This is a genomic window from Paeniglutamicibacter selenitireducens, assembly GCF_051550675.1.
GTDB lineage: Bacteria > Actinomycetota > Actinomycetes > Actinomycetales > Micrococcaceae > Paeniglutamicibacter.
The window spans coordinates 718,234-744,451 of sequence record NZ_JBPULF010000001.1 but is presented as its reverse complement, the minus strand read 5'-3'; the positions used below and the strand labels follow the sequence as shown (position 1 = coordinate 744,451).

General features: G+C 69.5%; 19 protein-coding genes and 1 pseudogene. 17 read left to right on the top strand and 3 right to left on the bottom strand.

The genetic code is table 11. The annotated features are described in order from the left end of the window. Position 1: 1 nt before the first annotated feature. The 16 genes from ACSYDW_RS03355 (at position 2) to ACSYDW_RS03280 (ending at position 23,475) form a co-directional block, all read left to right on the top strand. A complete protein-coding gene (locus tag ACSYDW_RS03355) occupies positions 2 to 2,083 on the top strand; it encodes an acyltransferase family protein (protein ID WP_438337272.1) in 2,082 nt (693 codons plus the stop codon). A gap of 142 nt (positions 2,084 to 2,225) precedes the next feature. Further along, positions 2,226 to 3,887, top strand: coding sequence for a glycoside hydrolase family 10-like protein (locus tag ACSYDW_RS03350; protein WP_438337271.1), 1,662 nt, complete (start codon positions 2,226 to 2,228; stop codon positions 3,885 to 3,887). Between the two features lie 83 nt (positions 3,888 to 3,970). After that, on the top strand, positions 3,971 to 4,648 hold the full coding sequence (locus tag ACSYDW_RS03345; RefSeq protein WP_438337270.1) for a hypothetical protein: 678 nt from the start codon (positions 3,971 to 3,973) through the stop codon (positions 4,646 to 4,648). A gap of 43 nt (positions 4,649 to 4,691) precedes the next feature. Next, the gene (locus tag ACSYDW_RS03340; protein ID WP_438337269.1) at positions 4,692 to 5,915 is read left to right on the top strand and encodes a hypothetical protein; all 1,224 of its coding nucleotides are present in this window, start codon (positions 4,692 to 4,694) and stop codon (positions 5,913 to 5,915) included. Between the two features lie 249 nt (positions 5,916 to 6,164). Beyond that, positions 6,165 to 7,385, top strand: coding sequence for a hypothetical protein (locus ACSYDW_RS03335; protein WP_438337268.1), 1,221 nt, complete (start codon positions 6,165 to 6,167; stop codon positions 7,383 to 7,385). A 168-nt stretch (positions 7,386 to 7,553) separates the two neighbouring features. Continuing rightward, a complete protein-coding gene (gene guaB, locus ACSYDW_RS03330) occupies positions 7,554 to 9,059 on the top strand; it encodes an IMP dehydrogenase (protein ID WP_438337267.1) in 1,506 nt (501 codons plus the stop codon). A 184-nt stretch (positions 9,060 to 9,243) separates the two neighbouring features. Beyond that, positions 9,244 to 10,062 (top strand): class I SAM-dependent methyltransferase, encoded by an 819-nt coding sequence (locus tag ACSYDW_RS03325; protein ID WP_438337266.1) that lies wholly within the window; start codon positions 9,244 to 9,246, stop codon positions 10,060 to 10,062. 184 nt (positions 10,063 to 10,246) lie between these two features. Next, positions 10,247 to 11,497, top strand: coding sequence for a BtrH N-terminal domain-containing protein (locus tag ACSYDW_RS03320; protein ID WP_438337265.1), 1,251 nt, complete (start codon positions 10,247 to 10,249; stop codon positions 11,495 to 11,497). A gap of 75 nt (positions 11,498 to 11,572) precedes the next feature. Then, complete coding sequence (locus ACSYDW_RS03315) at positions 11,573 to 12,718, top strand: GuaB3 family IMP dehydrogenase-related protein (RefSeq protein ID WP_438337264.1); 1,146 nt, start codon at positions 11,573 to 11,575, stop codon at positions 12,716 to 12,718. A 241-nt stretch (positions 12,719 to 12,959) separates the two neighbouring features. Continuing rightward, complete coding sequence (locus ACSYDW_RS03310; protein ID WP_438337263.1) at positions 12,960 to 13,472, top strand: PTS sugar transporter subunit IIA; 513 nt, start codon at positions 12,960 to 12,962, stop codon at positions 13,470 to 13,472. Between the two features lie 174 nt (positions 13,473 to 13,646). Further along, positions 13,647 to 14,537 (top strand): SURF1 family protein, encoded by an 891-nt coding sequence (locus ACSYDW_RS03305; protein ID WP_438337262.1) that lies wholly within the window; start codon positions 13,647 to 13,649, stop codon positions 14,535 to 14,537. Further along, complete coding sequence (locus ACSYDW_RS03300; RefSeq protein ID WP_438337261.1) at positions 14,534 to 14,998, top strand: DUF3817 domain-containing protein; 465 nt, start codon at positions 14,534 to 14,536, stop codon at positions 14,996 to 14,998. Before ACSYDW_RS03305 ends, ACSYDW_RS03300 begins: the two co-directional genes overlap by 4 nt. A 276-nt stretch (positions 14,999 to 15,274) precedes the next feature. Next, positions 15,275 to 17,227 (top strand): HNH endonuclease signature motif containing protein, encoded by a 1,953-nt coding sequence (locus tag ACSYDW_RS03295; RefSeq protein WP_438337260.1) that lies wholly within the window; start codon positions 15,275 to 15,277, stop codon positions 17,225 to 17,227. Between the two features lie 166 nt (positions 17,228 to 17,393). Continuing rightward, on the top strand, positions 17,394 to 18,986 hold the full coding sequence (gene guaA / locus ACSYDW_RS03290; protein WP_438337259.1) for a glutamine-hydrolyzing GMP synthase: 1,593 nt from the start codon (positions 17,394 to 17,396) through the stop codon (positions 18,984 to 18,986). A gap of 384 nt (positions 18,987 to 19,370) precedes the next feature. Next, a complete protein-coding gene (locus ACSYDW_RS03285) occupies positions 19,371 to 23,069 on the top strand; it encodes a DNA helicase (RefSeq protein ID WP_438337258.1) in 3,699 nt (1,232 codons plus the stop codon). A gap of 4 nt (positions 23,070 to 23,073) precedes the next feature. Further along, a complete protein-coding gene (locus tag ACSYDW_RS03280; RefSeq protein ID WP_438337257.1) occupies positions 23,074 to 23,475 on the top strand; it encodes a hypothetical protein in 402 nt (133 codons plus the stop codon). 15 nt (positions 23,476 to 23,490) lie between these two features. On the opposite strand, the gene cpaB is transcribed toward ACSYDW_RS03280, so the two are convergent. The 3 genes and pseudogenes from cpaB to ACSYDW_RS03265 form a co-directional block, all read right to left on the bottom strand. Continuing rightward, positions 23,491 to 24,273 (bottom strand): Flp pilus assembly protein CpaB, encoded by a 783-nt coding sequence (gene cpaB, locus ACSYDW_RS03275; protein ID WP_438337256.1) that lies wholly within the window; start codon positions 24,271 to 24,273, stop codon positions 23,491 to 23,493. A gap of 128 nt (positions 24,274 to 24,401) precedes the next feature. Further along, positions 24,402 to 24,617: pseudogene (locus ACSYDW_RS03270) on the bottom strand (FmdB family zinc ribbon protein); the annotation flags it as partial. Positions 24,618 to 24,754: 137 nt separating this feature from the next. Then, the gene (locus tag ACSYDW_RS03265) at positions 24,755 to 25,357 is read right to left on the bottom strand and encodes a 5-formyltetrahydrofolate cyclo-ligase (RefSeq protein WP_438337255.1); all 603 of its coding nucleotides are present in this window, start codon (positions 25,355 to 25,357) and stop codon (positions 24,755 to 24,757) included. A gap of 80 nt (positions 25,358 to 25,437) precedes the next feature. On the opposite strand from ACSYDW_RS03265, the gene ACSYDW_RS03260 reads away from it, so the two are divergent. Further along, entirely contained in the window at positions 25,438 to 26,064 is a 627-nt protein-coding gene (locus ACSYDW_RS03260) for a GNAT family N-acetyltransferase (RefSeq protein WP_438337254.1), read from the top strand. The last annotated feature ends 154 nt before the right edge of the window (positions 26,065 to 26,218 follow it).

The following is a 26,218-nucleotide window of genomic DNA, read 5'->3' as shown; positions in this document are numbered from 1 at the left end:
CATGCGGCCCGCCGCACCCGGAAACCGCGCACTTTCCGGAATCACCGCCGCCTTCCGGCCCGAGCTCCAGGGCCTGCGTGCACTGGCCGTCGTCCTGGTCATGGCCTACCACGTCTGGTTCGGCCGCGTCTCCGGCGGCGTCGACGTGTTCCTGATGCTCTCCGCCTTCTTCCTCACCGGCTCCTTCACGCGGCGCATCGAGGCCGGGCGGCCGCTGGCGCTGGCATCCTACTGGCTCAACGTCTTCCGCAGGCTGCTCCCCGCCGCGGTCCTGGTGCTGCTGGCCGTGATCGCCGCAAGCATGGCACTGCTGCCCAAGGCGCGGTGGAGCTCGATCATGCAGCAGACCACCGCCAGCCTGTTCTACCAGCAGAACTGGCAGCTGGCCCGCGACTCCGTCGACTACTACGCCGCAGACCACGCCACGGCCAGCCCGCTGCAGCACTTCTGGTCCCTGTCCATCCAGGGCCAGGTCTTCATCCTCTGGCCGCTGCTGCTGGCCGGCGGGGCACTGCTGTGGCACGGCCTGCGGCAGCGCTTCCCGGCCCTGGGTTTCCGGCCCCTGATGGCCGGGCTGTTCGGCGCCGTCTTCGCCGCGTCGCTTGCCTACTCGATCGCCACGACGGCGAGCCGGCAGGAATGGGCCTACTTCGACACCGCCGCACGGCTCTGGGAATTCGCCCTCGGATCCCTGCTGGCCCTCGGGCTCCCGCAGCTGGCGCGGATGCCGCGCCGGGTGGGGGTTCCGCTGGGCTGGGCGGGGCTGGCAGGGATCCTCTCCTGCGGCATGCTGCTGCAGGTGGACCGGCAGTTCCCCGGCTACCTGGCGCTGTGGCCGACGCTGGCAGCGGCCGCCGTCATCGCGGCGCCGGCCAGCACATGGGGCGTTGGGCGCCTGCTCTCGCTGCCGGCCCTCGGCTGGCTGGGCAACATCTCCTACGCGCTCTACCTCTGGCACTGGCCCGTGCTGGTGTTCTTCCTTGTCGAGTCGGGCAAGCGGGAGGTCTCCCTGGGGGAGGGGCTCGGACTGATGCTGCTGGCCGGGCTGCTGGCCTGGGCCACCACGCGGCTCGTCGAATCGCCGCTGCGCTCCTGGAGCTGGCTTTCGGCCAAGCGCCGGCGCGCCGGGCTGGGAATTGCCGCTCTCGTCGCCCTGGTGCTCGTCCCGCTGAACGGGTGGGAACACCGGGTCAGCGCCGAGGAAAGCCGGGCCGCCGCACAGGTTCCCTACGACAACCCCGGCGCCGCGGCCCTGCGTCCCGGTGACGTCCCGGACCCCGATCCGCAGGCCGTCATGATCCCGGTGACCACCACGCTGGATGAACAGTGGTCGAACTACGGGGAGGACTGCTCCGGGCCGTGGGCACCGGAATCCGCGGCGATCGAGTACTGCCAGCAGGGCGGTGACTCCGACGCCACGAAGACCATCATGCTCGTGGGCGACTCGCACGCGCAGCACTGGAGCGGGGCCGTGGATGTCATGGCGCAGCACCGGGGTTGGCGCTGGATCCTGCTGACCAAGCCCTCCTGCCGTTTCGGTGGCCCCTCGGAGACCCGCGGGGAGGAATGCGGCGCCTTCAACGAGGCAGCCGCCGACTACGTGCTCGGGCACAAGCCCGATGCGGTGATCACCGTCGCCTCCTTCACGGCCCTGGGGCCCGACGAGGAAAGCCGCACCCCCGGCGAGCAGGAACGCGTGGTCCCCGACTACGAGGCAGGCATCCGCCCCTTCCTTGAGGCCGGCATCCCCGTCGTCGGGATGCGCGACACCCCGCGCTTCGAGCTCTCCCCGCCCGAATGCGTTGACAGGTTCGGTGCCGACTCGGAGAAATGCGCCGCACCGGAATCCGAGCTGCTGGCCGCGGACTCCCCGCTGGAGGAGCTCGCCGCGGGCGGAACGCTGGGGGAGAACTTCTCGACCATGGACCTCACCGACCTGCTCTGCCCCGGGGGCACCTGCCGGCCGGTGATCGGCAACGTCCTGGTCTACCTGGACCAGTCGCACCTGACAGGGGTGTATGCGCGCAGCGCCGGGGCGGAGTTCGAGCGGCGCTTCCTCGCGGCCATGGACCCGAACGACTAGAAACAAACGACGAGAAACATTGGAGGTCACGGGCGACTTGTGACGTGTTGAGTCTTTCGCCGGCCCGGCTGCCTACCTAAGCTGGGCCCATGGCACCCCGCGGCTTCCCCGGGGCGGGCAGCAACCGAAGTGGAGACGCGCCATGTACGTCGAGGAACAAGACACGCCGGGGCTCCGGGCAGAGCAGGACGCACGGCCGGGCTGCGACCGGCGCGGATTCCTCGCCGCCGCGCTGGTCGGCGGGGCCCTTGGCCTGCCGCTGGCGGGCACCGCGTCCCCGGCGAGCGCCGCCGCAACCCCGGGGCGGGTCTACACGGTCTCCAAGCGCAACACCAAGCTGAACACCAAGTACCCGCGCGCCGAGTTCCGCGGGATGTGGGTGGCCAGCGTGCTGAACGTCGACTGGCCCTCGAAGCCCGGCCTGCCCGTCGCAACGCAGAAGGCGGAGTTGCGCGCGCTGTTGGACCTGGCGGTGAAGCGACGGCTCAACACCGTGCTGCTGCAGGTACGACCGACTGCCGACAGGATGTGGGTCTCAAACCTCGGCGAGCCCTGGTCGAGCTACCTCACCGGCACCCAGGGCAGGGACCCCGGCTACGACCCGTTGGCCTACGCCGTGGAAGAAGCACACAAGCGGGCGCTGGCCTTGCACGCCTGGATCAACCCGTACCGGGTCTCCATGGGCACGTCCCTGAACGCGCTGGTGTCCACGCACCCGGCCCGGAAGAACCCGGCGTGGACCTTCACCTATGGTGGCAAGCGCTACTACAACCCGGGGATCCCGGCCGTCCGCAGCTACATCGTCTCGGTCATCAAGGACCTGGTGAAGCGCTACGACGTGGACGGCATCCATTTCGACGACTACTTCTACCCCTACCCGGTCCCGGGGAAGAGCATCCCGGACACCGCTACCTACAAGACCTACAAGGGGTCGTTCACCTCGGTGGCAGATTGGCGGCGCAACAACGTCAACGTTTTCGTCCGGGACGTGCACCGGGCCGTCCACGCCGTCAAGCCGCGCGTCGCCTTCGGGATCTCGCCTTTCGGCATCTGGCGCAACCGCTCTTCCAGCACCCTCGGATCTGCCACCAACGGGTTCGAGGCATGCACCTCGTTGTATGCGGATTCGCGGGCCTGGGTGAGGAACAGCTGGGTGGACTACATCCTGCCGCAGCTCTACTGGAACCAGGGATTCACCGTCGCGGACTACAACGTCCTGGTCGATTGGTGGGCCAAACAGGTTGCCGGGACCCCGGTGAAGCTCATGATCGGGGAAGCCACCTACAGGGTTGGGGCCGGCGGGGCCTGGAACGACAAAAACGAGCTGAGCGACCACCTGACCAAGACCCGGTCGGTGCCGGCGGTGCGCGGCCAGGCCTTCTACAACGCCACTTCGGTGCGCGCGAATACCTTGAACGCCATGGGCACCCTTGCCGCAGCCCACTACACCCGTCCGGCGCTGCCCGTGCCGTTGCCGAACCTGCGGGCCACGCGGCCCAACACCCCGGTGATCACTTCGGCCGTCCGTTCGGCAGCAGGGGTGAAGCTCAGCTGGAAGTCTTCCACCTCGGGGGAAAGGACCCGCCACATCGCCATCTGGCGCTGGGAATCCACCGGTGCCACGATTCCCAACATCCAGGCGACCGGGCGGAACCTGCGCAAGGTCGTTTCCCGGTCGGCGACCTCCCAGAGCTGGACCGACACCGGGGTGGTACGCGGCAAACGCTACTGGTACATGATCCAGGCCGTCAGCCAGACGGGAATGGACTCCGCCAACGCCAGCTCCGTCTTCGTCAGGGCCTGACCCGCGGGATCTTGGGTAACCTGTCAAGGGCATCTGCCGTTGGCTTTGCAACCACCGCCCCCAGATTCAAGAAGGACACGTTCGTGGCCAAGCCGAAGGTGACCCGCGCACAGCGCAAGGAAGGCGCCAAGCTGCGCGATGACCGGCGCACCGCCGAGCGGTTGCGTCGGCAGAAGGCCTCGCGCAGAAAACCGGCTCGCCGGACCCTGGGTGGGCGCATCCGTCTGCGGATGCATTCCTGGTCCCGCAGCGCTCGCCGGGGGATCGTCGCAACCGTTGTCCTCGTGGCCGCGCTCACTGTTTGGTGGGCCGCCGAAGACTCGGCCACCCACACGGCCGAGGATACCCACCTCGTGCGTACGGTCCCGACGCGCGAAGTTCAAGTGGTCAATCGAAGCTCCGACTGGTTCGCTCCCACGAGCGGTCCGCCGCTCGACGTCGACATCGACGGGAAGCCCGTTCGTCTTGGGCACGGGGTGTTCGATGCCCGCGACCTTTCGGTGGGAAACATGATCACGGTTGTGGTGAACCCTACGGACAATAACCACGTTGTTGCCGTGGGCGCGCCCGGAGACCGGGACGACACCGCAAGCGATTGGGTTGTTACGGCAGTTTCAACCGGCGTGGCAGCGGCGCTCTTGGCCGCCGTGGTCTCGGCGGTGCTTCTCGGACCCGAGCTCGAGGCGTGGGAGGAAAAGCGCCGGACGATGCAACGCGATGGCATTGCCGCCACAGCGTTTCAAGGAGCCCGTCGCCCATGACCGAATCCGATGTTGCGGCATCAATCCACAGCAACCAGGGCAGGTGCTGAAGATCGGCAGGCACCGCGGAGAAGCATTCCGTCCCGACAACAACGACTCCGGTCCCTTCGAACGTGCCCTTCTGGCATTCCTCTCCTGGTGGTACAGGAACCTGTTCGAGCCGATCTGGGACTACTTTTCGGACGCAGCAGACCGGGTGCAGGGGAGCAGGCGTTCGCGGCGCTGGCTCATCTGCGGGGCCTTGGGAATCCTCGCCCTCGTCCTCGGCGGCCTGATTGTCGCGGCCACGGCGGAAGGCAACAAACGGGATTTCGTCATCATCACCACGCAAGCCGCAGAGGAAGGTGTTCTCGTCGAGGAAGACTATGCGGCTTGCCGGATGGAGATCGACCTCCACGGGCAGCGCGTAGGCGCCGAAACCTCGTGCAACACCGGCTCTTCATTCCCCACGGGAACGAAGGTCTCCGTGGTCCTGGATCCGGAAGACTCCGGACGACTACTGGTGGTCTCACCGGGGCAGGACTGGCACGAGGCAAATTCCGACGACATCTGGTTCGGCATCGTTGCTTCTTCGGTGGTTGCGCTCCTGGTTGTGTGGGTCGGCTACCTCATACTGCTGCAGCCCGACAGGCCCGAGTCTCCGCTGGGCCAACAGGCCGCGGACCCCGCGGACGGCTTGGCGGCCACCTACCAAGCCACCGTAGTGTCCGCGGCAGTGGATCGCTTCGGGGAATCCTGGGAGTCCAGGAAGGAAGCAGCAGGCAAGGGCTGGATCAACTTCGTCGACATGGACGTCCGGATCCGCGGAACGATCCTCGGTGCGCTGGTCATTGTCGTGACAGGGGCGATCATGGTCCTGGGAGCCGGCATGCATGCAGACCTTGTCCACGACCGGACCTTGGCCAAGACCCAACCAATCGTGAACACCACGCTGATCGATTTCGGCGACAAGGGAATGAACCCGGTGGTTCGCTTCGGCACGCAAGCCGTTGAGCTCGACCATGGCCTGCGGTGGGAAGTCTTCCGCAACATCGGGGAGACGGTCCCTGTGGTCGAAGACCCTGCTTTTACCGAACGGCTGATCCCGGCAGAGCTGGCGGACTCTCGGGGCCTGTGGGGGATGGTATTGGACAATGCGCCGATGATCTTCCTCTGGAGCGCAGTCGTCGGGTTCCTCGGGTGGATGCTCATTCCTCGCGAGCTTGCTGCCGTGGGGAAGGCATTCGACATGTTCCTGCGACGGGGACGGCCCAAGCCCCGCCACTGACCTTCGGGATTCCCGAGGGGGTAATGAGAGCCGATCCACCGGAACGGGGGATCCGCTCGGAAAGCCCGCTTCGACGGTCCGGCCGCCCCGAGGCCTGCGATGCGCGAAGGCACAGGTGGCGAGGGGCTTGAAACCGCCGACAGACTCGCCGACGTCACAATGACGAAGGACACCGAGCGACCCATACCCTGAATGCGGCCACCTTGAATGGACCCGGCACAAGCCGGTCGGAGCGAGAGACGCGACCTTTTGGGCAAACACAGCGAAGACGGTGCGATATCCGGCAGCGGATGGTGGAGATCGTTCATCGATGGGTTCCTGGCTTGCGTTGTCTGGTGCGTTTTGGCGTTGCTGGCAGTGCGGAACTGCGTTCATGCATTCATGAAACGCATCCAAGGCCGGTTGTGGCGCATCCGCCGTCCATTGCGCTGGGTGATTTCCGGGGCACTCATGTGCCTGATGTTTTTCATACCCGTGGCAATTGCCAACGAGCTAATCCGCATGCACGCTCGAGACGTGGCGATCGTGCGGACCCAGAACGCCGAACAGGGGACGCTGCTCGCTGAGGACCCCCAAGAGTGCAGCATGAGCATCGAGCTGCACGGGGAAACGATCGATGCAGAGACCTCCTGCCACTTGGATTCTTCATTTCCCGTCGGCACCACTGTTGCGGTGGTCCAAGACCCGGAAAGCCCCGAACGTGTCTTGGTGGTGGCCCCCGGGCAGGAATGGCAGGAGTACGGAGCATTCGAAACCTGGCTCGGCATCGCCTTCGGCGCGTTTTTTGGCTTGATGGTCTTCTTGATCTGCTACCGTGTGCTCCTGCTGGACGACAGGCCCGCAGTTACGAAGCCCAGGCGCCCCACCACTTTGGCCGATGGCGCCCCGGGCCGGGCACGCAGGGAAGGGCCGCGCTCGCCGGTTGACCGCATGGAAAAATGGTGGGAATCGAAGAAGGCAGCACTGGTGCAGTGGTGGACCGCGTTCATCGACACCGATGTCCGCTTTCGCGGCCCCATCATGAGCGCCTGCGTCATCGCCCTGTCCCTGGGGTTCCTTGCACTGAACCTGAGCATGAACGAGCACCTCGGCCGGGACCGGCAGATCGTCAACTACGGAACCACGGTGCAGGTGACACTGTTGGATTACACGGACGACGGGAAGAATCCCTTTGTGCGCCACGAGACGGCAATGGTCGAGTTGGCGTACTCACTGCGGGACGCCGGTTCCCACGAGCCGGGGGATCAGATCGCCGTGGTGGTCGATCCGACGGACCCTGAACGACTGATTCCCGCCGAGATCGCCGAAGAACCCGGGGCGATGGACAAGGCCTTGGATGCACTGCCCATGGTCCTTGCCTGGCTGGTTGCCGTTGGCGTTCTTGCCGCGGCGCTGATTCCGAACGAGATGGTGGCCCTCTGGCAAGTGGTGGTCGATTTCGTCCGCAAGGATGGGCCCGAAAATGCTTAACCACAGCCCCTGACCGCGCTCGCCGGGCACGTCGGAATCCGGTTTCTGGCACGCGGGTCCGTCGGGCGAAAACGTTGTGTTCACCACACCTGCTCCCAAGGGAATGTTGCGCGGCCCTGAACCGTTCTAGGATGTAAGGAATCCCCGCACCGGCGTGAAAGGTCCACCGTGACTGAGTTCAACCCCTTTGCCTTTGAAGGCCTCACCTACGACGATGTCTTGCTGCTTCCCGGCCCGACGGATGTGATTCCTTCCGAGGCGGATACAACCACGCGCCTGACCAAGCGAATCAACATCAACATTCCGTTGATTTCCGCGGCGATGGACACCGTCACTGAGGCCCCGATGGCCATCGCGCTGGCCCGCCAGGGCGGCATCGGCATCATCCACCGCAACCTCTCCATCGAGGACCAGGTCAAGCACGTGGACCAGGTCAAGCGCAGCGAGTCGGGCATGATCACCGACCCGGTCACCGTGAACCCGGGTGCAACCCTCGCCGAATGGGACGACCTGTGCGCCCACTACCGGGTCTCCGGCCTGCCGGTCGTGGATGAGAACCGCAAGCTGCTGGGCATCATCACCAACCGCGACACCCGCTTTGTGCCGCGCGAGAACTTCATGACCACCAAGGTCTACGAAGTCATGACGGCCATGCCGCTGATCACCGCCAAGGTGGGCGTCAGCCGCGAGGAAGTCATCGCGCTGCTCGGCAAGCACCGCATCGAAAAGCTTCCGCTGGTCGACGAGCACGACGTGCTGCAGGGCCTGATCACGGTCAAGGACTTCGACAAGGCCGAGCAGTACCCGCTGGCCACCAAGGACGAGGACGGCCGCCTGCGCGTCGGCGCAGCCGTCGGCTTCTTCGGCGAGGGCTACGACCGCGCCATGTCCCTGATCGACGCCGGCGTGGATGTGCTGGTTGTCGACACCGCCAACGGCCACTCCCAGGGCGTGCTGGACATGATCGCCCGCCTGAAGAAGGACCCGGCCGCGGCACACGTTGACGTCATCGGCGGCCAGGCGGCGACCCGCGAGGGCGCCCAGGCACTGATCGACGCAGGTGCGGACGCCATCAAGGTCGGCGTGGGCCCGGGCTCCATCTGCACCACCCGCATCGTCGCAGGCGTCGGCGTGCCGCAGGTCACCGCGATCTACGAGGCAGCCAAGGCTGCCATTCCGGCCGGTGTGCCGGTCATCGCCGACGGCGGCCTGCAGCACTCGGGCGACATCGGCAAGGCCCTGGTTGCAGGCGCCGACTCCGTGATGCTCGGTTCGCTGCTCGCCGGCACCGCCGAATCCCCGGGCGACCTGGTGTTCATGAACGGCAAGCAGTTCAAGGCCTACCGCGGCATGGGCTCCCTGGGCGCCATGGAAACACGCGGCAAGAACACCTCCTACTCCAAGGACCGCTACTTCCAGTCGGATGTGCCTTCCAACGAGAAGCTGATCCCCGAGGGCATCGAAGGCCAGGTCCCGTACCGCGGCCCGCTCTCCGCCGTGGCACACCAGCTGGTCGGCGGCCTGCGCCAGACCATGTTCTACGTCGGTGGCCACACCATCGAGGAACTGAAGAACCGCGGCAAGTTCGTTCGCATCACGGCCGCCGGCCTGAAGGAATCGCACCCGCACGACATCATGATGACCGTCGAGGCGCCGAACTACCGTTCGCGCTAAACGCGTCCGCCGACCGAGGGCCCCTTTCCTCCCGCCAGGGACGAAAGGGGCCCTCGGCCGTGTCCGGGCAGGGGTGCCGGCCACCGGTGACTGGGACGGTGCCAAGGCCTATCATGGGGTCAAATGACGGGTTGACGACGCCGCGCCGCGCGGGAACCGGGCCCGTCTGGTCAAGGAGTTGGCGATGAGCGACACCGAGCAGTCCATCAGCCGTTACACCACCGGTGACCTGCGCGAACGGCTGCACGCCGCGCTGCGGGCCGCCGGGAAGGAACCGGAGGTGTTGCAGCCCGAGGACTTGGGGGAGGCCGACCACTTCCACAGCGGGGGCAGGGCCGCCACCCTGGACGTCGCAAGCGCCGCGGGCATTGGGCTGGGCACGCGGGTGCTGGATGTCGGCAGCGGCATCGGGGGACCGGCGCGGGCCTTCGCACGGCTCGGCGCGGTGGTGACAGGGGTCGATGTCACCCACGAGTTCGTGCTGCTGGCCCGGGAACTTGACGCCGCATGTGGCCTGGCAGGTTCCATCACCATGGTCGAGGCCCCGGCTCAGGACACGGGGCTTCCCGCCGGCACGTTCGACGCCGCGACCATGATCCACGTGGGGATGAACATCGCGGACAAGGCATCGGTCTTCACCGAGGTGCACCGGCTGCTGCGGCCCGGGGGGACCTTCGTGATCTACGACCTCATGGGCAGCAACGCGCTGGACTACCCGATGCCCTGGGCCGACGACGAGCGCGGTTCCTACGTGGAGCCGGACGAGGCCTACCGGAACCTGCTGCGGGCCGCGGGGTTCATCGTCACCGAGGACAACGACCGCGGCGCCCAGGTGCTCAAGGCCATGGCCGAGCAGTCCGCCGCCCGACGCGGGACCCCCGCACCGCTGGATGCGCCGATCCTGCTGGGAAGCGACCCCGCGGGCCGGATCGGCAATGCGGTGGCTGCCATGAGGTCCGGGGCCCTCGCGCCGCGGTTGCTGGTTGCCCGCCGGCCCGTCTAGGCCGGCCTCACTGGATGGAAGCACCGGCCGCTGGCACCGGCGGCGGGACCCCGCGTCGCGGCCGTCGTGCGGGAACCTGCCGGTCGCGCACGGGACGGACCACCCACGTAGACTGTTGCAGTGGCGCTGCCCCCTGGCGTGCGGGAGAAACCCGCACCCGCGCGCACGCAAGAAGGACAACACCATGGCACAGCCCAAGAACCTGAAGAAGCTCACCCGCGACCGCATGGCGCGCACCGGTGAAAGCTACACCACCGCCCGCAAGCACATCCTTTCCGCCAAGCCCGGGCGCCCGGCCAACGCGCTCGAGGCGGCCGAGGCCGCCGCCGCGGCGCAGGCCGCCGAGGAGGCCGAACTCCCGGAATACCCGGCACCGGCGAACGTCATCCAGTACGACGCCGCCCTCTGGCACCGCGTGCTCACCCAGTCCGGGGTGACACACCCGCTCACCAAGGAACCGATGTCCGAGGCGCTGCTGGCAGGCCTGGCCGGCGGCATCGGCTTCATGGTGTTCACCTTCGCGTACGAGCAGACGACCACCGCCACCGTCGTCACCCGCGCACACCCGGAGCCCTACACCTCCAACCTGCTGGCCCGCTGCGGCGCCAAGGTCAACGAACGCACCACCGGGTCCGCGCGCCTTGCCGCCGACTACCTTGACGCGGGGCTCGATGCCGGCCGCGCCGTGGTGGTGCGCGCCTCCGTCGCCGCACTGCCCTGGGTCGACGGGGACGCCGTCGAGGAATCCGACGCCATCGACCTGGTCGTCGTCGGCGAACACGGGGATGACCTGCTCATCGACGACGGCTCCGGCGCGCTGACCCCGATCAGCCCGGAGGACCTCGCCGCGGCCCGCGCCAAGCGCAAGAAGGACAAGCACTGGCAGGCGTGGATCCCCTCCCGCACCGGGCCGGATGCCGACGCGCTGGCCGCCGCCGTGCGCGAGGCCGTCGCCCAGACCACCGGGCGGCTGCTTGGCACCCGCGAGCTGGAGGGCATCCCCGCGCACTTCGCCAAGAACTTCGGCGTCGCCGGCATGGCCAACTGGGCCGAACGCCTGCGCGACACCACCACGCAGAAGGGCTGGACGCGGATCTTCGAGGACCCCGAGCGCCTGGAATCGGGCCTGGGCCAGGTCCTCGGCTTCCTCACCGACACGCGCTTCGGCGGCGTCGGCGGGTTGCGCGGGCTGTACGCGGACTTCCTCACCGAGGCCTCCACGCTGCCGGGCCTCGAGGCGCTGGCCGCACACGCCGCCGACTACGCGCACCTGGCCCAGGACTGGATCGTCTTCACCGACCTGATCGACCCGGAGATCGACCCGGCGCGGCGCACGGAGCACTTCGCGACCCTCGCGGACCAGCTCGAGGTCATCGCCCAGGCCGAGGAGGCCGCCGCCACAGCGCTGGCGCGCACCGTGGCCGATATGGGCTGAGCCTGCGGGATCCCGCGCGGCGGGGCGGGCGACACACCCACACCCGCCGCGCAACCGGGCTGGTAGGCTGGTTCGGTGACTTACGAGATTGAAATCGGCCGCTCCAAGCGCGCAGCCCAGGCCTACTCCCTTGACGACGTGGCGATTGTTCCCAACCGTCGCACCCGTGACCCGCACGACGTCTCGGTGAAGTGGCAGATCGACGCCTACGCGTTCGAGACCCCCATCATCGGCGCCCCGATGGACTCGGTCATGTCCCCGGCCACCGCAATCGCCCTGGGCAAGCTCGGCGGCCTCGGCGTGCTGAACCTCGAGGGCCTCTGGACCCGCTACGAGGACCCGACCGCGGTGCTCGAGGAAATCGCCGCCCTGAAGTCGGCCACCGGCGGCCACTTCGACCCGGCCATCACCCGCCGCCTGCAGGAGCTGTACTCGGCGCCGATCGTGCCCGAGCTGATCACCGCCCGCCTGGCGGAGATCCGCGACGCCGGCGTGACGGTTGCCGGCTCGCTGACCCCGCAGCGCACCCAGGAACACTACAAGACCGTCGTTGCCGCAGGCGTCGACATCTTCGTCATCCGCGGCACCACCGTCTCGGCCGAGCACGTGTCAAAGAACCACGAGCCGCTGAACCTCAAGCAGTTCATCTACGAGCTCGACGTCCCGGTCATCGTGGGCGGCGCTGCCGGATACACCCCGGCCCTGCACCTGATGCGCACCGGCGCGGCGGGCGTGCTCGTCGGCTTCGGCGGCGGCGCCTCGGGCACCACGCGCCGCGCGCTGGGCATCCACGCGCCGATGGCCACCGCCATCTCCAACGTCGCAGCAGCGCGCCGCGACTACCTCGACGAGTCCGGCGGACGCTACGTGCACGTGATCGCCGACGGCGGCCTGGGCACCAGCGGCGACATCACCAAGGCCATCGCCATGGGCGCCGACGCCGTGATGCTCGGCACCGCCCTGGCCCGTGCCGAGGAAGCCCCGGGTGCCGGCTGGCACTGGGGCATGGAGGCCACCCATGAGAACAACCCGCGCGGTGACCGGGTCAACGTCGGAACCGTCGCGCCGCTGGAGCAGCTGCTCTTCGGCCCGTCGCACCACACCAACGGAACCTCCAACCTCATCGGCGCACTGCGCCGCTCGATGGCCACCACCGGCTACTCGGACCTGAAGGAATTCCAGCGGGTCGACGTCGTCGTTTCCCCCTACGAGGCAGACTAGCCCCGCGCCGGGCCGCAGCGCCCGGCACCACCGTCGAAGGCGACCGTGTCCCCGTTTCCCGCACCGCGGGGCACGGGGGAGCGGTCGCCTTCGCGTTTCCCGTACCCCGCGCGCCGCCTCGTGTACGCTTCGAGTCAGGCCGGCGGCGCGGAACCCGACCCTCCGGCCGCCCGCCGCACCCGTTGCCCCACGATGTACCCGTTGCACCCGTTGCCCGTCCGCTTCCCCCGAATCGATGCCGATGCCCACATCCCAGCAGCAGCACCCGCAGCAGCACCCGGCGCCCGAGGCGCAGCCCGCCACCACCGCCGACCTGGTGGTGCTGGAACTCGATGCGCCAAACCGCGAGGCAGCCGTGGCAGCCCTGGGCGCCCGCCTGTTCGAGGCCGGGCGCATCACCGACCTCGAGGGGTTCCTTGCCGAGGTCGACAGGCGCGAGCACCAGCTGGCCACGGGCCTGCCCGGCGGGATCGGCATCGCCCACGCGCGCTCCGCCCACACCTCCGGCACCAGCATCGCCGTGGGCGTCGTGGCCTACGGCAAGGGCGTCGACTTCGGCGCCGTGGACGGCGACGCCCGCGTGGTGCTGCTGCTGGCCACCCCCGCGACAAGCTACTCGCAGCACCTGACGATGCTCGCCGCACTGGCCCGCTCGCTGTCCAAGGACTCCTTCCGCACCTCGCTGCACCGGGCCAACGACGCCGAGGTCATCGCCGAACTGGTGAACTCCACCGTCGACTTCTCGACGGTCTGAACCGGGCCGGCCGGAAAGCCCGTGCCGCGCTCGCTGCGGCAGAGCGGCCCGCACCCGGCACGTCCCCGCGCGCACCCCGGCACCGCGCGGGTGTGGGGAATCTCGCGGTGAACGAACGGGCTGCCGATTGAGTTCCATTCGCTCTTGAACACCCAACCGAAGTACGGTTGTAGGGTGCTGAAAACTGCCTTCAAACCCCGCTGGATCCTGTCCCTGGTCGGCGCCCTCCTGGTTGCCACGGGCTTTGTCCTGCTGAGCCAGTGGCAGTTCAACCGTTCGGCCACCGAGGCTCCGCCCCCGGTGACCACCACGGAGAAGGCAGTCCCGCTGACCTCCCACCTCAAGCCGGCCGAGGTCCTGATGGCCTACAAGGCCGACCAGATGGTCACTGCCACCGGCAGCTTCCAGGAGGGCAAGCAGGTCCTGGTGAACAACCGCCTGGAGAACGGGCAGCTTGGCTACTGGGTGGTCGCCGCCTTCAGGGTCGACGGCGCGCCGGAGGGCAACACCATCCCGGTGGTCCGTGGCTGGCAGCACGATGAAACCACCCCCGCCCCGGCGCCGTCGGGCAAGCTCTCGCTGACCGGCCGACTGCTGCCCACGGAGGCCCCGGTGGCCCGGGACCCGGGCCAAGCCAGCTACGACTCGCTTTCGGTGGCCGAACTCATCAACGTCTGGGACGTCCCGTCCTACAGCGGCTTCCTGGTCGCCGGCCCCGTCACGGGTGCCGACGGCGCCGACCGCTCGGCGGCGGCCACCGGGCTGACCCAGGTCACCGTCGGCCCGCAGCCGCAGGAACGCCAGATCAACTGGCTGAACGTGTTCTACGGCATCGAATGGGTCGTCTTCGCCGGCTTCGCCGTCTTCCTCTGGTACCGGCTGGTGGCCGACGACTACCGGCGCCAGCAGGAAGACATTGCCGACGCCGCCGCCATCGCCGCGGGCCTCGACCCGGCCGCCGTCTACCGCGACGAGGTACGGCTCAACGCCCTGGCCGACGAGGCCGAACACGCCGGGACCCCCGGCACCCTCACCACCCAGAACGACACCAAGGACCAGAAGTGACCGAGCAGACCTCCACCCCCAAAGTGCGCCGATTCGCCGGCACCCCGGCCCAGATCCGCAGCTCCGCGACGTTCTACAAGGTGCTCGCCTACGCCACCGGCGTGATGCTCCTGCTGCTGTGCCTCGAGATGGCCGTCAAGTACTTCGCCGAGCTCGAGCTCTTCATCGGCGGCACCCTGCTCGACGGCAGCTCCAACGCCATCGGCCTTGTCAACCGCGCCGACATCACCGAGGGCTTCAACGTCTCCCTGGCGATCCTGATCGTGCACGGCTGGATGTACGTCGTCTACCTGCTGGCCGACTTCCGCCTCTGGTCGCTGATGCGCTGGCCGTTCAGCCGCTTCATCACCATCGCCCTGGGCGGCGTCGTCCCGCTGCTGTCCTTCTACATGGAGAAGAAGGTCCACGGCGAGGTCGAGCGCGAACTCGCCTCGCACCCGCAGGCAGCCAAGCGCTACTAGCAGTCCCGACCCGTCCGGCCCCCGGTCCACGAAACGTCCGGCCGCCGACCAATCCGGCCGCCGACCAATCCGGCCGCCGACCCGTCGGGTCACCCACAGGCACCATGGCGCGCCGTCCGCCGATCCCCGTCCCCGGGCATCGGCGAACGGCGCGCCTGCTGCGTTACACGGGCGTTTTCCGCAAGCCCCGCATGCCGAACCGTGCACCGGTCCGCGGTTCTCCACACTCGTGGGGCGGTGCCGAAACGCCGTCGCCGTTCGGCGCACACTGAGGGCATGAGCGCACAGGCCGCGGTCCGGTCCCAGGGCCGAACCAACACGGAGTCACTGTGCCGGCAGCTTGCCGGCACGGTGCTCTCGCTGCGCGCCACCGTGGAGGACGTTGCTGCCCTGCCGATCGACGCCGCGGCCGCCGCCACGGTGCTGGGCCTGCTCGAAGCGGCCCACCGCGCCATCGCCTTCGGCCAGCTCCGCGCCACCTTCCAGGCCGACGCCGCGCAGGTCAACCGGCTAGACCCGGGGACGGCATCGCAGATCGACAGGCTGGCAAGGGACCCGGAGGAGCTGGCGGGCGGCGCCGCGCATGTTCCCGCAGAGGTGCTCAGTCGCGGCATGGCACCGCAGCGCAACACGCAGGCCTATCTCCAGGCGCACCTGCATATTTCCGCCGCCGAGGCCCGACGCCGGCTCACCGGTGCCCGGCTGCTCGTCGCCCCCGCGCCCCCGGACCCGGCCGGCCCAACACCCCCGTCCGGCCCCGACACGGGGACCCCCAGCTACCCGGTGCTCGCCGGCGCCGCCGCCGACGGCAGTGCCGACGTCGGGACCCTGGCGCAGCTTGCCGGCCGGCTCGAGTCGATGGCCCCGCGCATCGCCCCACGGCCCGACGCCGATCAGGTCGCGACCGCGATCGAGGAATCGCTCGTGCAGGAGGCCCGCACCGGCAACCCCGGAACCTGCCACAAGGCCCTCCAGGACTGGGCGGACCACCTGGCGGAGCAGGGATCGGGAATCACCGAGGCCGAAGTCCTGGCCAAGCGCGGCCTGTTCTACCGCGGCTTCCGAGAGGGCTGCGACGAGTTCCTGCTGCGATGCGATCCCATCGACTCGGAGGTGATCCGCAGCTTCGGCGAGGCGTGGAGCAACCCCCGCTCCGCCAAGACACCGCCCCGCTCGGCTTCCACGACGCCACGGGCGGTGTCTGGCCCCGGCACCGTGGCCGGCGCAGCACCGGATCCCGCATCACCAGACCCTGCATCACCAGACCCGGAACCCGTCGTGCCCGGACCCGGTCCACAGCCCGGCATGGCGCCGGATCCCTGGGCAAGCCCGGTCCCCGGGTCCACCGGCGTACCCCTGGGGACCCCGATCCCCGCCTGGGCCATCGCCCCGGGCACTCCGGACGACTTGGTCCCTGTAAGCCAGCTCGAATGCGGCGCCCCGCCCCCGAGACCCCGCCCGCCGGAGCCGCCCTGTGACAGGGACACCGGGTTCCGCAACGAGCCGGACACTGAACCTGGAATCGTCCCGGGCGGCGGCCCGCGCACCGGACCGAATGCCGATCCGCACGTCGAAAGCCAAGTCGACAGCCCCTTCGACGCCGGTACCCAAGACCCCGCGGAAGACGGGCGAACCACCCCGCAGCTGCTGCTGGATGCGGTGGTCGGTGCCTGCGCCGGGGTCATGGACCGCGGGGGAGCGGGCAGGTCCGGAGGGCTGAACGTACGCGTGGGCGTGACCATTGGCTACCGCTCGCTGCTCGGACAGCTCGAGGAGTCGGGACTGACAGACCACGGACGGCCGGTCCCGGCAGCCAGGGTCCGGGCCCTGGCCTGCAGCGGCGGCCTGTTGCCGGTGGTGCTGGGCTCCGCGGGCGAAGTTCTTGACCTGGGCCGGGAGGTGCGCTCCTTCACCTCGGCACAGCGCAAGGCTTTGGCAATCCGCGACCGCGGCTGCGTCGTCTCCGGATGCCATCGCACCGCGGCCACCAGCGAGGCCCACCATGTTTGGTCCTGGCTGGAAGGCGGGCCGACGGATGTGGGAAACGGCTGCATCATCTGCCAGTACCACCACCTCATGGTGCACTCCGGGCTCATCACCCTGCGCATGGTCGACGGCATCCCGTATGTCGTGGCGCGCGCCGGCGAGCCCGCGGGTGCCCCGGAGCGGAACCTGTTCTGGCATCCGGAGCTGCGCACCGCCGGATACACCGCCCCGCTGTTCACCTGATGCCGGCCGCGCCGTGACGCAAGCCGCAGGTACACGACGCGCGTTGCACGGACCACTGCGAACGCCACGGACGCGGCGGCGGGGCGCGTGCAGCGCCGCACCCGAGTAGTGTGCGTCACGCTTGGCCTGTTGGAGGTGCGAGCGGGCGTGTCGGGCGGCTAAGCTGGTGGACGTGACCAACACTCCCAGCACCCCAGAGCAAAAGCCGGTTCTGGTCGTCGATTACGGGGCCCAGTACGCACAGCTGATTGCTCGGCGTGTACGCGAAGCCAACGTGTATTCGGAGATCGTCCCGCATACCTTCACCACCGAACAGATTCTCGCCAAGAACCCGGCGGCAATCATCCTCTCCGGTGGCCCCTCGAGCGTTTACGCCGAAGGTGCCCCGAGTGTCGGTGCCGACCTTTTTGAGGCAGGTGTCCCGGTACTGGGCATCTGCTACGGATTCCAGGCCATGGCCAACGCCATGGGCGGCGTCGTCTCCGAGACCGGCCTGCGCGAATACGGCGCAACCGATGCCACCGCCACCGGAGCCGCGCGCTCCATCCTGGCCGGCATCCCGGAAAGCCAGAACGTCTGGATGAGCCACGGCGACTCCGTCTCCGTTGCACCCGAGGGCTTCGAAGTGCTGGCCACCACCGCCGGTGCACCCGTAGCTGCCTTCGCCAACGAGGCCAAGCGCCTCTACGGCGTGCAGTGGCACCCCGAGGTCAAGCACTCCACCCACGGCCAGGACGTCCTGAAGAACTTCCTGTACAACGGTGCGGGCCTGACCCCGACTTGGACCGCCTCCAACATCCTGGACGAGCAGGTCGAGAAGATCCGCGCGCAGGTCGGCGATGGCCGTGCCATCTGTGGCCTCTCCGGCGGCGTCGACTCCGCCGTGGCCGCGGCCCTCGTGCAGCGTGCCATCGGCGACCAGCTCACCTGCGTCTTCGTCAACCACGGCCTGCTGCGCGAAGGCGAAGCGGAACAGGTTGAGAAGGACTTCGTTGCTGCAACCGGCGCCAAGCTCTACGTTGCCGACGAGCGCGAGCGCTTCCTGAGTGCCCTCGACGGCGTGACGGACCCGGAAACCAAGCGCAAGATCATCGGCCGCGAGTTCATCCGCGCGTTCGAGGCTGCCGAGACCGCGATCCTCGCCGAGGCTGCCGACTCCGGCCAGCCGGTGAAGTTCCTGGTCCAGGGCACCCTGTACCCGGACGTCGTCGAATCCGGCGGCGGCGAAGGCGCTGCAAACATCAAGAGCCACCACAACGTGGGCGGCCTTCCCGAGGACCTGGACTTCGAACTGGTGGAGCCGCTGCGCGAGCTCTTCAAGGATGAGGTGCGCGCCGTGGGTGCAGAACTTGGCCTGCCGGCCGAGATCGTCATGCGCCAGCCGTTCCCGGGCCCGGGCCTGGGCATCCGCATCATCGGTGCGGTCAACGAGGAACGCCTGACCCTGCTGCGCAAGGCCGACGCGATTGCCCGCGCCGAGCTCACCGCCGCGGGCCTGGACCAGGAAGTCTGGCAGATGCCGGTCGTCCTGCTCGCGGACGTCCGCTCCGTGGGTGTGCAGGGCGATGGCCGCACCTACGGCCACCCGATCGTGCTGCGCCCGGTATCCTCCGAGGACGCCATGACCGCGGACTGGTCGCGCCTGCCGTACGACCTGCTGGCACGCATCTCCAACCGCATCACCAACGAGGTCGACGGGGTCAACCGCGTCGTGCTGGACGTCACGTCCAAGCCGCCGGGAACCATCGAATGGGAGTAGGCGGCCGCCGGTTCGGCGCGTCGTGAATGGTTCAGGGGGAGTCCGCACGTGCGGGCGCCCCCTGAACCATTTTTTGTGCCGGCAGATGGCGCCGCATGACGGTGTCCGTTGCCGGCTCGCGGTGCCGCTTGCCCCGGCGCCCCACGTCGTGGCGGGATCGGCCGCCGGCGTCCCCGTGTGGGCACAGCGGCGGCGGCCCGTGCCGGGCTTCCTCCCGGCGGCAACACGCGGGCGGGGCAATCAAACAAGCGGTGCCGCAACGTGTTTCGGTTCGGCACCGGAAGCCGGTTTTGCACTACGTTAGTAAGGGCTGAATGTACTCCTGTGGCAACGCCCGGTTCGGGTACGGCCGCATTCGGCTTGAGGGAAGGGACGGTAGCTTCGGTGGCGGAACACCAGCAGTATACGGATGAAATGGTCTCGACGTGGGTTGACTCCCTGGGGCCCGGAGTCGGAACCGACACACTGCTGCGCTTCGCCCCGTCGGCGTCGAACAGCATCGACATCACCCACGCCCACCCCTCGGGCCTGGCCCAGTTCCTGGCCGGCCGACGCACCCGGCTCTCCACGCTGCTGCGCGACTCCGACCAGTACGTCGCCGCACGCCGCACCGCCGAGGCGCTGCGCGGGAAGATCCGCGAACTCTGGGACGAACGCGGCATCGACGTCGGCTACCTCTCCGCGGGCCTGGCCAACTGGCGCGCCGTGCACGAGGGCCGCAGCGAACAGTTCAACGCTCCCATCATGCTGGGGCGCATCGTGCTCACGGTCCGCGAGGACCAGGAGGACTACGAGATCCAGCTCATGGGCCGCGCCGAATTCTCCCCGGCGTTGCTGCGCTACTTCAAGCGCCAGTACCACCTGGACATCGACGTCCCGGCGATCAACGCCGCCGCCTACTCGATAGCCCGCTTCGACCCGACACGCGGGATGGATGCGCTGCGCCTGCAGGTCGCCGAGACCGGCGGCATCGTGATTGCCCACCAGCTGCTGATCTCCACCTTCGCCGACCTTGCGGACCCGGCGGACCCGGGCACCCTTGACCTGCAGCACCCGGTGCTCGCCTCGTTGCTGGCCGCCGAGGAGAACCGCGCCGCCGGTGCTTCCGCACCCCGGGGGATTCCCGGCCCCGAGGTCGAGGCCCGCACGAGCGACGACCGCGACCCTGCCGACGAGCTCCTGCTGCTCGACGCCGACGAATCGCAGCAGCGCGCGCTGGACCTCATCGAGGCCGGCGCCTCGGTGGCGGTCAGCGCACCGGCAGGCAGCGGGCAGACCCAGACCGCGATCAATGCCGCAGGCGTGCTCGCCGCGGCGGGCAAGCGCGTGCTGGTGGTGGCCGAGCGACGCTCCAGCGCCGAGGAGTTCGTCTCCCGGTTCGCCGAGCTTGACCTGGCCGGCACCGCCCTGCTGCTCTCCCCGGAGGACGACCCGGCGGCCCTGCGCGAACTGCTGACCCGGGCGATCCTGCGCAACGAGCGCGCCACCGAACCGCAGCTGGGCCAGCTTCACGAGAAGCTTCGCGAACACCGGCACGCGCTGCTGGACCACGTGCGTTCGCTGCATTCCACCCGAGCCCGGTGGGGATGCTCGCCGTACCGCGCCATGCAGGAGCTCGCCCGCCTCTCCTCGCTGGAACCGGCGCCGGCCACCACCGTGCGGCTGAAGCGATCGGTGCTGGATTCGATCACCGACCGCGCGGCAACCACGGTCCAGCTGGCGCGCGCCGCCCAGCTCGGCTCCTTCATCAGCGCCTCGGCGACGAGCCCCTGGTACGGCGCCCGGTTGCGCAACAAGCGCGACACCGACACGGCGCTGGAGCTCGTCACCGGGCTGCAGCGCGACCTGCCGATCCTGCGCGACCACATGCTCAAGGTCGCCGAGCACTCCGAGATCCGGCTGGCCGACTCCTACAACAAGTGGGGCGAGCAGCTCGAGCTGCTGCTGGCGGTGCGCGGCTCGCTGGACAAGTTCGAGTCGGACATCTTCGACCGCCCCGTCGAGGACCTGATCTCCGCGACGGCATCTTCCGCCTGGCGCCGGGAGCGCGGCATCGAGATGAGCTCGATGACCCGTTCGCGCCTGCGCAAGGTCGCCAAGGACTACGTGCGCCCGGGCATGCACGTCGCGGACCTGCAGTCGGCGCTCGAGGCCGTCCAGGTCCAGCACCTGGCTTGGCGCCTCCACGCCACCAGCCAGCGCCACCCGATGGTGCCGGCCGGACTGCTCGACGTCAACGCCGGGTACCAGGACGCCGGTTCGCGCATCGACAAGCTCGCCTCGCTGCTTCCCGCAGCCGACGCGGAGAAGCTGCGCGACGAACCCGTGGACCGGCTGCTGGCCCGGATGGACGCGCTGCTGGAGCACCAGGGCGAGCTGGAACAGCTGCCGGAGCGCACGCTCATCATGGAGCAGCTGGCCGAACAGGGCCTGGGCGAGCTCATGGCCGACTTCCGCGAGCGGAACCTCGGTGCCGAGTCGGTCGGCGCGGAGCTGGACCTGGCCTGGTGGCAGTCGGCGCTCGAGGCGATGATCTCTGGCGACGACTTCCTGGCGATGAACGACGGCGCCAAGATGCGCCGGCTCGAGGCGGAGTACCGCATCACCGACTGCGCGCACGTGGCCTCGGGCGCCTCGCGCCTGCGTTGGTCCCTGGCCAAGGCGTGGAAGGCGGCGTTGGCCGACCACCGCGCGGCCTCGCGCGAGCTGCGCGCCATGCTGAAGGAGGAGGAGCCGAGCATCGCCGCGCTCTGCGCCCTGGGCGACGACCTCGTCAACGCGCTCTGCCCGGTGTGGGTCGGCTCGCCGCTGCTGGTTCCGGCGACGGTTCCGGCGGGCATGAGGTTCGACGCCGTCATCCTGCTGGAGGCCGACTCCCTCTCGCTGCGTTCGGTGCTCGGCTCGATCTCCCGCTCGACGCAGGTCATCGCGTTCGGCGACACCATGATGGGCGCCCCGAACCCGTTCGAGGTCTCCGTCGACCCCACAGCGCACACCCGCGCCGAACGCACCCCGCTCTCCGCGATGGAGTCGCTGGAGCGCGTCCTGCCGCTGTGCCGGCTGGGGACCGCCTACCGCGGCATCGACGAGGGGCTCACCCAGTCGCTCTCGCACGCGTTCTACAAGGACTCGCTCTCGCGGCTGCCGGCCGCGCGTTCGCTGGGCGCCGGTTCGCCCGCACTGCGCGCCGAGTATGTAGCCGACGCCACGGGGTCGCTGAGCACCAACGGGGAATCGGTGGAAACGACGGTGGCCGAGGTGCAGCGCGTCGTCGACCTGGTCTTCTCGCACCTCGCGCAGCGGCCGCTGGAAACCCTCGCGGTGATCGCCGGCAACCGCGCGCATGCTGCGGCGATCGCCGAGGGCATCCGCGTCCAGCTGCCCAACCACCCGTGGGCCACCAAGTACTTCCGCGCCGCGAAGGAACGCTTCCTTGTCACGAGCCTGGACCGACTGGCCGGCCTGCAGCGCGATGCCATCATCCTCGCGCTGGGCTACGGGCGCACGACGCACGGCAAGACGGTGCACGACTTCGGTGCGCTCTCGGCACCCGGCGGCGACGAACTGTTCGTCAACGCCGTCACGCGCGCCCGCACCAGCATGACCCTTGTCTCCGCGCTGCGCCCGCAGGACGTCGACCTCTCCCGCATGCGCTTCGGCGCCCGCCGGTTCCTGGAGCTGGTGGGGCGGGTGCTCGGCGGGGACTCGGGAATGAGCGCCACGGCGGCCCCGCTGCAGGATGCGCTTGTCACGGACCTGATGGGCCGGTTGGAGGAGCGCGGGTCGCTGGTCACCCAGCACTACCGCGGCGTGCTGGACATCGCCGCGCACGCGGTCGATGTCACCGGCGCGGGAACCGCGGCCCCGCTGGCCGTTGTCTACGACGGCACGCAGAACTACCGCAGCCTCTCGGTGCGCGAGCGCAGCCGCCTGCGCCCGCAGCTCTTCGAGTCCCTGGGCTGGCGCTACGTGCCCCTGTGGACCATCGACGTGTTCTCCGACCCGGGCCAGGTGGCCAACACGCTGGCCGGATACCTGGGGCTCGAGCCCGCGGACAGCGAATCCCGGGGCGTCTCGGTCTAGCAGCATGGAGCAGCAGCAAGGGCCCCGGCCCAGGAAGTCGCGGCGCTACACCGCGCCCCCGCAGACCGTCAGCGACTCGGTGCTGCTGGGGGTCTTCGACCTGCCGCACGGAGCCGGCCGCCCCGACCCCGCCGGGGCACAGGCCGGGGGCATTTCCGATGCCGAGGGCGCGGGAACGGGAGCGGGAACGGGCACGGGTAGGGACACCAACGCGGATACCGACGCGGATGCCGACGCGCAGGCAGCCCCGGGCCGGGCCGCGACGCAGGCCGGGCACCGCGGCACGCGGGACGCCGACCCGGTGCTCCCGGAGCGCGCCGCGGAGGACGACCCGCGGCGCTGGGGCGACGCGGAGGAAGACCTCGGCGAGTGGATGAAGTCCCAGCGCCCGCCGCACTGGGACTGAGGACGCCGCACCCGGCTACGGGTTGACGAGCACCACCGAGAGCTTGCCCCGCTGCGGCGCCGCGGCGAGCGACTCCGCGTTGGCGGATCCGGCCGCCACCACGATCAGCCCTGCCGCGTCGCCGGGGCCGGTTGTGCCCCAGGGGTCCTGGCGCCCGTCGTCGGCCTGGGCCCCGGTCCACAGCACGGCCAGGCCGCGGGCCAGCACCTTTGAGGTCACGGCCGTCTCGAACCCGTTCCCCTCGGTCAGCACCACATCCACGCGCTGCCCGGCGCGCAGGAGCGTTGCCGTCTGGGCGTCGTCGAGGCGCAGCGGGACGGCGACGGTTCCCGGGGGAGTGCCGGCGAGCAGGCCCGGCCCGATCAGCATGGTACCCAGCAGCGGGCTGCCGGCCTGCAGCGGAATCGCCAGCCGGGACCCGGCCGCTGGCCCCGGCGTGTCGAACCCGCCCGCCGGCAGCAGCGATCGCGCCACCGGCGCCAAGGCCAGGTCGGCGTCCGTGAGCAGGGTCCCGGCCGGCAGGTCGCGCCCGGCCACCAGCACCTGGACGCGTTCCTCCCGCTCGGGCGCCAGCGCCGCCAGCGAGGTGGCGACCGCCAGCATGGCCACCGCGGCGGCCAACAGCCGGCGGTACTTGGCGAAGAGCTCCCGCCCGGAGCGCCCCGGTGCCCGCTTCCTGCCGCGGGAGCCGGCGAGGCCAGTCCTTCCGGTGGGGCCGGCCGGACCCGCGGCCCCGGGCCTTCCCGCACCCGGGTGGCGCCCTGCGCCGCTGTCGCTGCCGCGTCGAAGTGAAAACATGCGTTAAGCAAGCCATGGGTGGACACCTTTGACGGTGTCCACCCATGGTGGCGGTGCACAGGCCCGGCGCGTACCGGAAACCGCCGGGGCTGTGCGTGGGAGTCGCCGCGGCCGGCGCCTCCCGGCTACGCGGAGGTGCTTGCGGCAGGCACGCTGGAGCTGCCGGAGGAACGCGAGTCGTTGCGGTAGAAGCCCGTGCCCTTGAAGACGACGCCGACGCTGTTGAACTTCTTGCGCAGGGTGCCGGAGCACTCGGGGCAGACGGTCAGGGCCTCGTCGTTGAACGACTGGACAACCTCCATCGCGTGGCCGCAGTCCTTGCAGGCGTAAACATAGGTAGGCATCGGGGTCCTTTCGCAAGATGCGGCGTGCGTTTCCGCGCGGACCGCCCGGCACACAACGGCCTGGGGCGGATCCTGCGGGTGGGGTGGGCGGGGTTCGATACCCGCCGCGGATTCAATTCTAGCGTACGCCGACGATCTCACACGGTGAGGTTGCGCACCCCGGAGGCCGTCGCCACGGCGTCGACCCGCTGGTCGAACGGGTCCACGGGGAACGAACCGGCCGGCATGAGCTCGTGCTCGAAGACCATGGCCAGCAGCTTCGGCACCCGGCCCAGACCCGGCAGCGAGGCGATGAACCTGTCGTAGTAGCCGCCGCCCTGGCCGAGCCTGTCCCCGCGCTCGTCGACGGCCTGGGCCGGCACCAGCACCACGTCCACGCGGTCCATGAGTTCGGCCGAATGGCGCGTGCCGACCGGCTCGTCGATGGGCGCCACGGCGCTGCGGGCCATTTCGACGCCGGGGAACCAGCGGACCCAGGACAGCTGCCGCGCGGGCTCGCACACCGGGACGTAGACGGTGTAGCCCTCCGCATCGAGCCGCTCCAGCAACCCGCCGGTGGGCGGTTCGGCGCCGTAGGAGAGGAAGCAGGTCAGTGTCTTGCGCGGGGCGTTCCGGTCCAGCCAGGGCAGCAGGTGCCCGCGCAGTGCCGCCATCTGTTCCTCGCGCGCACCGGCGCCGAGCTCCCGGCGCCTGGCTCGAAGCTGCGTGCGGATCGCGTCCTTGGGGTCTTCTCCATTCACGCACCCAGTCTAGGGCGACGGCGACGGTGACGGCGGCCGGTGCGCGGGTGCGCGGGTGCGCGGGTGGATAGGATTGGTGCATGCCCGAATTCGACCGCCACTGGCCAGCCACCGTGGAGGGACCCCGCCTCGTCCTTCGCCCCATGCGCCTGCGCGACAAGGCCGAATGGATGTCGCTGCGCCGGGCCAACGCCAGCTGGCTGGCGCCCTGGGATGCGACGGTGCCCGACGGCAGGGGGTACCCGGCGAACTTCGCGGCGATGGTCTCCGGCCAGAACCGGGCGGCGCGCAACGGGCAGTGCCTGCCCTGGGCGATCACGCTGCCCAACGACTACGCCCGGCGCGCCCCGATCGTCGGGCAGCTGACGGTCTCCTCCATCATGTGGGGGGCCGCGCGCAGCGGGTCGATCGGCTACTGGGTCGATGTCCGCCACGCCGGCCGGGGCCTTGTCCCCGAGGCCGTCGCCATGGCCGTCGACCACTGCTTCGGCGTGCTGGGATTGCACCGGATCGAGGTCAACATCCGGCCGGAGAACGCACCGAGCCTGCGTGTCGTGGAGAAGCTGGGATTCCGCGACGAGGGGCTGCGCAAGGACTACCTGCACATCGACGGTCAGTGGGCCGACCACCGCACCTTTGCGCTGACCAGCGAGGAGGTCCCCGGGGGGCTGCTCAACCGCTGGGCTGCACTCCACGGCGGGGACTGAACAGGGGACCTGCCAAGGAGCCTGCCGGCGGACCGAGCGGGGGACCTGCCAAGGAGCCTGCCGGGGGCACGTTCCTGCGGCGCACCGGCCGATCCCGATGAATTTCCTGCGGGATTCCCGGACACACCGCGTCGAATGCGGCATCCGCCGCCCA

Excerpts from the sequence above, each read along its gene's own strand:
- ACSYDW_RS03355 (WP_438337272.1), top strand. The coding sequence starts at position 2 with ATGCGGCCCGCCGCACCCGGAAACCGCGCACTTTCCGGAATCACCGCC.
- ACSYDW_RS03350 (WP_438337271.1), top strand. The coding sequence starts at position 2,226 with ATGTACGTCGAGGAACAAGACACGCCGGGGCTCCGGGCAGAGCAGGAC.
- ACSYDW_RS03325 (WP_438337266.1), top strand. The coding sequence starts at position 9,244 with ATGAGCGACACCGAGCAGTCCATCAGCCGTTACACCACCGGTGACCTG.
- ACSYDW_RS03320 (WP_438337265.1), top strand. The coding sequence starts at position 10,247 with ATGGCACAGCCCAAGAACCTGAAGAAGCTCACCCGCGACCGCATGGCG.
- ACSYDW_RS03310 (WP_438337263.1), top strand. The coding sequence starts at position 12,960 with ATGCCCACATCCCAGCAGCAGCACCCGCAGCAGCACCCGGCGCCCGAG.
- ACSYDW_RS03295 (WP_438337260.1), top strand. The coding sequence starts at position 15,275 with ATGAGCGCACAGGCCGCGGTCCGGTCCCAGGGCCGAACCAACACGGAG.
- ACSYDW_RS03280 (WP_438337257.1), top strand. The coding sequence starts at position 23,074 with ATGGAGCAGCAGCAAGGGCCCCGGCCCAGGAAGTCGCGGCGCTACACC.
- cpaB (WP_438337256.1), bottom strand. The coding sequence starts at position 24,273 with ATGTTTTCACTTCGACGCGGCAGCGACAGCGGCGCAGGGCGCCACCCG.
- ACSYDW_RS03260 (WP_438337254.1), top strand. The coding sequence starts at position 25,438 with ATGCCCGAATTCGACCGCCACTGGCCAGCCACCGTGGAGGGACCCCGC.